This window comes from Solidesulfovibrio sp. (assembly GCF_029978005.1).
Classification (GTDB): Bacteria; Desulfobacterota; Desulfovibrionia; order Desulfovibrionales; family Desulfovibrionaceae; genus Solidesulfovibrio.
On record NZ_JARKOZ010000224.1, the window covers coordinates 1 to 6,532 of the forward strand.

5 protein-coding genes are annotated in these 6,532 nt (G+C 71.1%); all 5 read left to right on the top strand.

The genetic code is table 11. The features are described from left to right. Positions 1-317, top strand: a 317-nt coding sequence (locus Q1K70_RS22090) for an ABC transporter permease subunit (RefSeq protein WP_300164935.1), incomplete at its 5' end; no start/stop codon positions are given. Between the two features lie 32 nt (positions 318-349). After that, positions 350-1,114, top strand: coding sequence for a phosphate ABC transporter ATP-binding protein PstB (pstB, locus tag Q1K70_RS22095; protein ID WP_300164938.1), 765 nt, complete (start codon positions 350-352; stop codon positions 1,112-1,114). A gap of 304 nt (positions 1,115-1,418) precedes the next feature. Then, a complete protein-coding gene (locus Q1K70_RS22100) occupies positions 1,419-2,582 on the top strand; it encodes a HAMP domain-containing protein (RefSeq protein WP_300164941.1) in 1,164 nt (387 codons plus the stop codon). Between the two features lie 21 nt (positions 2,583-2,603). Next, positions 2,604-4,127, top strand: coding sequence for a hypothetical protein (locus Q1K70_RS22105; RefSeq protein ID WP_300164944.1), 1,524 nt, complete (start codon positions 2,604-2,606; stop codon positions 4,125-4,127). A 7-nt stretch (positions 4,128-4,134) separates the two neighbouring features. Then, positions 4,135-6,393, top strand: coding sequence for a DUF3536 domain-containing protein (locus Q1K70_RS22110; protein ID WP_300164947.1), 2,259 nt, complete (start codon positions 4,135-4,137; stop codon positions 6,391-6,393). The last annotated feature ends 139 nt before the right edge of the window (positions 6,394-6,532 follow it).

Genomic DNA, 6,532 nt, shown 5'->3' on the forward strand with positions numbered 1-6,532 from the left:
GGCAGACCGTGTGGCACCAGGTGCTTCCGGCCGCCATGCCCGGCATTCTGACCGGGACGATCATCGCTCTTTCCCGCGCGATTGGAGAGACCGCGCCGCTGATCGTGATTGGCGCCTCAGCGGTTATCTTCGTCGATCCCGGCGGGCCGTTCTCGAAGTTCACGGCGCTGCCGGTTCAGATTTGGCAGTGGACCGCCCGGCCACAAGAGGAGTTCCGCAATATCGCCGCCGCGGCGATCATCGTACTGCTGGGCTTGCTCCTCTTCATGAACTCGTTCGCGATCATCCTGCGTCAACGTCTGAGCAAGAAGCTGTAGGGGTACGGGAAAGCATGACTCAAAGAGAGCTGTTGAACGATGGCAAGCACGCCATCGAAATCCGCAACCTGAACGTCTATTATGGCGAGAAGCTGGCGGTCAAACACATCACGATCCCGATCGCGCGGCACAAGATCACGGCCTTCATCGGTCCGTCGGGATGCGGCAAGAGCACGGTACTCCGCTCACTCAACCGCATGAACGACCTGATTCCGGGCACCCGGGTCGAAGGCGAGCTGACCCTGGACGGGGAGAACGTCTACGCCTCGACCCTGGACGTGGTCGAGCTGCGCCGCCGGGTGGGCATGGTCTTCCAGAAGCCCAACCCCTTTCCCAAGACCATTTTCGAAAACGTCGCCTACGGCCTTCGGGTCGGCGGCGTACGCGACAACACCTACATCTCCCAGCAGGTGGAAAAAAGCCTCAAGGGCGCGGCGCTCTTCGACGAGGTCAAGGACCGCATCCACGACTCGGCCCTGGGCCTTTCCGGCGGCCAGCAGCAGCGCCTGTGCATCGCCAGGGCCCTGGCCATCGAACCCGAGGTGCTCCTTATGGACGAGCCGGCCTCGGCGCTCGACCCCATCGCCACCCAGAAGATCGAGGAGCTCATCCACGATCTCAAGCGCAACTTCACCATCATCATCGTCACCCACAGCATGCAGCAGGCCGCCCGCGTCTCGGACCGCACCGCCTTTTTCTACATGGGCAAGCTCATCGAGGTGGACGCCACGGAAACCATCTTCACCCGGCCGGCCCAGAAGCAGACCGAGGACTATATCACCGGCCGCTTCGGCTGATGCCGCGCGCGGAGCCGGCCATGCCGCCGGCCGGCTCCGCGCCGCCCCCGGGCCCCGGACCCGGGCGGCGGCTCCCCTCTTCCGGCCGCCCGGCCCTTGCCGACCGGGCCGTTTCCGGCGCCCCTCCCCCGCCCCTTGCCGCCCGCTTCGACCGGAAATGTCCCTCCCCTCGGGGCGCTTTCGCCTTTTCCCCCTTTGATTTCCGGCCAATACTCGCTATGCATGGTCATACTCTCGCCCGGGAGCCCGGCCAGCCGTGTCCCGTCGCCCCCGTGCCGCATTCCCAAACAAAGGACGCATCGGCATGAGGTTTCCGCTTTTCCCCGCCAAGATCGCCGCGGCCGTGATCCTGCCGGCGGCGGCCGCCCTGCTCCTCGGCCTCTTCGCCGTCTCCCGCCTGGACGCCCTGGCCGACCGCTCCCGCGCCCTGGAAACCGCCCGCCTGCCCCGGGCCGACCTGGCCGTGGCCGTGGAGCGCCGGCTGCTGCTCGCCGCCCAGGCCATCCGCGGCTATGCGCTGACGGCCGACCGCGAGGCCCTGGAGCGGGCGAAAAAGGACTTGGCCAAGGCCGCCGACGCCCTGCACGACGCCAGCGAGGCCGCCTCCCGGCCGGGCATGGAATCCCTGGCCGCCGAGGCCGAGAAGATCGGCTACTTCCTGGACGCCTACAAGAAGGCCGCCGAGGCCTCGGTGGTCGGCAACGAGCGCGTGGACGCCGCCCGATCGGCCCTGGACCGGGCCGCCGAGGGCTACGCCCAGGCCGTGACCGGCTACATGGACCAGAAGACCGCCCAATGGGACAAGGAGCTCGCCGCCAAATATCCCCAGCCCGACCCCCTGCGCCTGTACGCCAAGCGCCTCAAGGCCGCCCAGGCCGCCCTGGCCGCCGGCCGCGACGTGCGCGAGGCCGCCGAAACCGCCCGGGCCCAGCGCGACCCGTCCCGCCTGGTCGAGGCTACCGCCCGCTTCGACGCGGCCGAGGCCTCCCTGCGCGAGGCCAGGGCCGGTTCCGACGACGACGCCCGGCGGCTCGGGCCGTCCTTTGCCGCCCTGGCCGACTACCGCCAGGCCGTGGCGGCGCTCCTGGCCGAATGGGAGGCCCTGCGGGCCACGGGCCGGCAGATCCTGGAGGCCGAGCGCGCCTCCCTGACCGCGGCCACGGCCCTCGGCGGCGCATCCCTGGCCGAAGCCGCCGGCGACGCCGGGGCCCTGGCCGCCTCCCTTCGGGCCTCGCGCCTGACGCTCCTCGTCGCCGCCTGGGGCATCCTCGTCTGCGGCGTCGCCTTCGCCGTGGCCATGGCCTTCGCCCTCGGCCTGCCGGTGCGCCGCTGCGCCGCCTTCGCCAGGGACCTCTCCGACGGCCGGTTGACCGGAACCCTGGCCGTCTCCCGCCGCGACGAGGTGGGCCGCCTGGCCGAAAGCCTGCGCGAAATGGCCCGGCGGCTCGGCAAGCGCCTGGCCCGCTAGCCCCTCGCCCCGGAAGACGCCATGGCGCAAAAAACCTCCCGTCCCACGTTTGCCCGAAAAACGGCCGCCGCCTCGTCCGGTTGCCTGCTGGCGCTCCTGGCCTGCCTGCTCCTGGGCCTGCGCGCCCCGACCCAGGCCGCGTCCCAGCCGCCAAAGCCGCCGGAATTCCGGGGCATCCCCTTCGGCGCCGCCCCGGCCGCCGTCCCTGGACTCGCTCACCTCGCCAGCTCCGGAGAAACCGACTTCTACCGCCGCGAGGGCGACAAACCCCTGGCCGAGGACTGCCCCACGGACATCCGCTACGGCTTTTCCCGGGTCGGCCTCTACTTCGTGCGCATGACCGTGTCCGGCTGCCAGGGGCTGGCCCCGCTCATCGCCGCCTACGAATCCAAGTACGGCCGGCCCCTGCGCGAGGGCGCGCCGGGCTTTGTGCGCCTCGTCTGGAACCAGCCGACGCTTCGCGTCTCCCTGTCGCACTTCGCCCGGGAGGGCGAGACGGTCATCGACTACGTCTACCTGCCGGAGCTGACCCAGGACGAGCGCGAGGTCTGGCAGTCGGCCGAGGACGTCCGGGCGCGCGGCCCCATCGGCTTCCGGGGCCTGCGCTTCGGCCGCGAACGGCCCTCCATCCCGGGCCTCGTCCCGGCCTACGCCGAGGGCGCGGCCAACTACTACCGCCGCCGGGGCGACCGCCTGGAACTGGGCGAGATGCGCCTGTCGGACGTGCTCTACGGCTTTTTCCGCGACCGCCTCTTCGCCGTGGTCATGCGCATGGAAAACGCCGACGACTTCGAAGCCCTGCGCCGGGCCTACCAGACGAAGTACGGCCCGCCCCGGGCCATCCCCGCCACCCTGGAGGAGGAGCTCGTCTGGAGCTGGCCCGACGCCCAGATCGCCCTCACCCGCGACGCCGAGGCCGGCGGCGTGGCCGTGCGCTACACCGACGCCAGGCTCCTGGCCGAGGCCGCCGCGGCCGAGGCGTCCGGGGGCGCGCCGCCGTCGCTCTCGGGCGGCCTGCGCATCTTCTCGCGCGGCGAGCCGCCCCGCTCCTTTCGCGGCGCGGCCTTCGGCTCCACCCCCCAGAGCCTGCCGGCCGGCGAATACCTCTACACCCACCGGGACCGGCGCTATTTCCGCCGCGCCGACGAACGGCTGCATCTCGGCGACATTCCCTTAACGAGCGTGCTGTACGCCTACGACGAGAATCGCCTCGCCAGCGTCACCCTGGTCGTCGCGCCCTCGGGCGACGCGCCGGAAAAGGACTACGAACGGGTGCTCGCCGCCTACAGCGCCAAATACGGCCAGCCTTCGGACCGGCCCGGCGAGGACGGCGGCCGCATTCACCTGTGGACCTGGCCCGGCATCTCCCTGGCCCTGGTCCGGCCCAAGGTCGGCCCCATGGAGGTGCATTACGTGGACGCCTCGCTTCTGCGACGCCGCGAGGCCCGCATCGCCGGCAAGGCGCTGCACGACCTCGACCTGAAGGTCTTTTCCCCGCCCGAGGCCCAGGGCCCCGGCATCGAACGCCCAAACGGACAGGAGTAGCCCCAGCATGGACCGCGCCCTCTGCATCCACGGCCATTTCTACCAGCCCCCCCGCGAAGACCCCTGGCTCGGCCACATCCTGCCCGAAGGCAGCGCCGCCCCCAGCCGCCACTGGAACGAACGCATCTGCCGCGAGTCCTACACGCCCATGGCCAGGGCCCGACGCCTGGACGGCGCGGGCCGCATCGTCGAACTGCTCAACTGCTACGAATGGATGAGCTTCAACGTCGGGCCGACGCTGCTCTCCTGGATGGCCCGCTCGGCCCCGGAGACCTACGCCCGCATCCTGGAGGCGGACAAGGCGAGCCTGACGCGCCTGGGCCACGGCAACGCCTTGGCGCAGGTCTACCACCACGTCATCCTGCCCCTGGCCTCGCAGCTCGACAAGGAGCTGGAAGTGGCCTGGGCCGTGGCCGACTTCCGGGCGCGCTTCGGCCGCGCCCCGGAAGGCATGTGGCTGGCCGAGACCGCCGTGGACACGCCCACCCTGGAAGCCCTGGCCGCCGCCGGCATCCGCTTCACCATCCTGGCCCCGTCCCAGGCCGAGGCCGTCAGCGACGACGGCAAAAGCTGGCAGGGCGTGGACGCCGGCAGCCTGGACATCCGCCGGCCCTACAAGGTGCCCCTGCCCTCGGGAAAGCCCATGGCCGTCTTCTTCTACCACGGCCCCCTGTCCCAGGCCGTGGCCTTCGAGCGGCTGCTGGCCGACGGCGAACAGTTCTTCCGCCGCCTGTCGGGCGCGGCCGGGCAGGGCCTGCTCTCGCTCGCCACCGACGGCGAAACCTACGGCCACCACTTCACCTTCGGCGAAATGGCCCTGGCCTACGTGCTGGACCAGGCCCGAAGCGGCCGCGACGGCCTGGCCCTGACCAACTACGCCGCCTTCCTGGAGGCCGAGCCGCCCCGGCGCTTCGCCCGCATCCGCGAGGCCTCGGCCTGGAGCTGCGCCCACGGCGTGGAGCGCTGGCGCTCGGACTGCGGCTGCACCACGGGCGGACACCCCGGCTACAACCAGAAATGGCGCGCGCCGCTGCGAAAGGCGCTCAATCTCCTGAAATCCCGGCTGGACGCCCACTTCTTCGACGTCGGCAAGCCCCTTTTCGTCGACCCCCGAAAGGCCCTGGTCGCCTACGGCGAGGTCATGGCCGCAAGCCTCGCCCCGGAAGCCTTCGAGGCGGCCCACCTCGCGCCGAAACTCCCCGCCGCCGGCCGGGGCACGGCCTGGAAGCTCCTGTCCATGCAGGCCTGGGGCCTGTCCTCCTTCGCCAGCTGCGCCTGGTTCTTCGACGAGATCTCCCGCCTGGAGCCCGTCAACGGCCTGACCTTCGCCTGCCGGGCCATGGAACTGGCCCGGGCCACGGGCATGGCCGACCCCGAGCCCGAAGTCACCAGCATCCTGGCCGAGGCCCGCTCCAACGAACCCGAGATGGGCACCGGCCGCGACATCTGGGACAACCTCGTGCGCCCGCGCCGCGAAACGCCCAAAACCCTCGTCTCCCAGGCCCTGCTCCAACTGACTCTGGAAGACCGCCTGCCCCCGGCCGGCGAAACGGCCGAGGCCGTCTGGCCGGGCGTGGCCGTGGCCGTGCGCCTCGACGACCCCGAGGACGACGCCCGCCCCGGCACGGCCCGTATCCGGTACAGCCTGGAAACCGCCGTGGAGGAACTGGCCGTCCGCTACCGGCCGGCCCAAACCGCCGACCCCTTCGACGGCTGCCTGTCCCTCACCGCGCCCGGCGGCCCGGAAGAAGGCTTCTGCCTGCGCGACGTGGGCCTGCCCGTCAACAAACGACAATCCCTGGCCGACGCCTTCGCCCGCCACGCCGAGGAAACCGCCTTCGCCGCCATGCTCTCGCAGGCGGCCCGGGCCCGCAAACTCGTCACCGAACTCCAGGAAGCCCAGACCACCATCAACCTCGCCCCCCTGTGGCTGCACCTGTGGCCGGGACTCGTCTGGCACGACGTGTTCGACCTGCCGCTGCCGGAAAAACGCGCCGCGCTGCTGCGCCTGTTCCTCCTCGAAGCCGGCCGCAACTCGCCCGTCAAGGCGGCCCTGGAAGCCCGGCTGGCCGCCGAAACCGCCCGCCGCGCCGCCGAACCGGACCCGGATTGCCGCAAGCTCGCCGCCCTCGTCAAACGCGCCGCCGACCTGGACCTGCATCCCGACTGGTGGGCCGCCCAGAACGCCCTCTGGGAACGCCGCCCCTTCGCCGGCTGCGGCGGAGGCATGGTCGAGCTGGCCAAGGCGATGTGGTTTTCCGTGTAAATATTGCAGTTGCATCCGTCGTCCGGGGGGCATGATGCCCCCCGGTCCCCCTCGATGGGGAAGCGGGGAAGGGTGAGCCGGGTGGGCAGGTGGTGATGGGCGGAAGTGCGTCGGCGAGGCCGGAATTGGGTTTCCGATG

Coding starts and splice junctions, on each gene's coding strand:
- Q1K70_RS22100 (WP_300164941.1), top strand. CDS start 1,419: ATGAGGTTTCCGCTTTTCCCCGCCAAGATCGCCGCGGCCGTGATCCTG.
- Q1K70_RS22110 (WP_300164947.1), top strand. CDS start 4,135: ATGGACCGCGCCCTCTGCATCCACGGCCATTTCTACCAGCCCCCCCGC.
- Q1K70_RS22105 (WP_300164944.1), top strand. CDS start 2,604: ATGGCGCAAAAAACCTCCCGTCCCACGTTTGCCCGAAAAACGGCCGCC.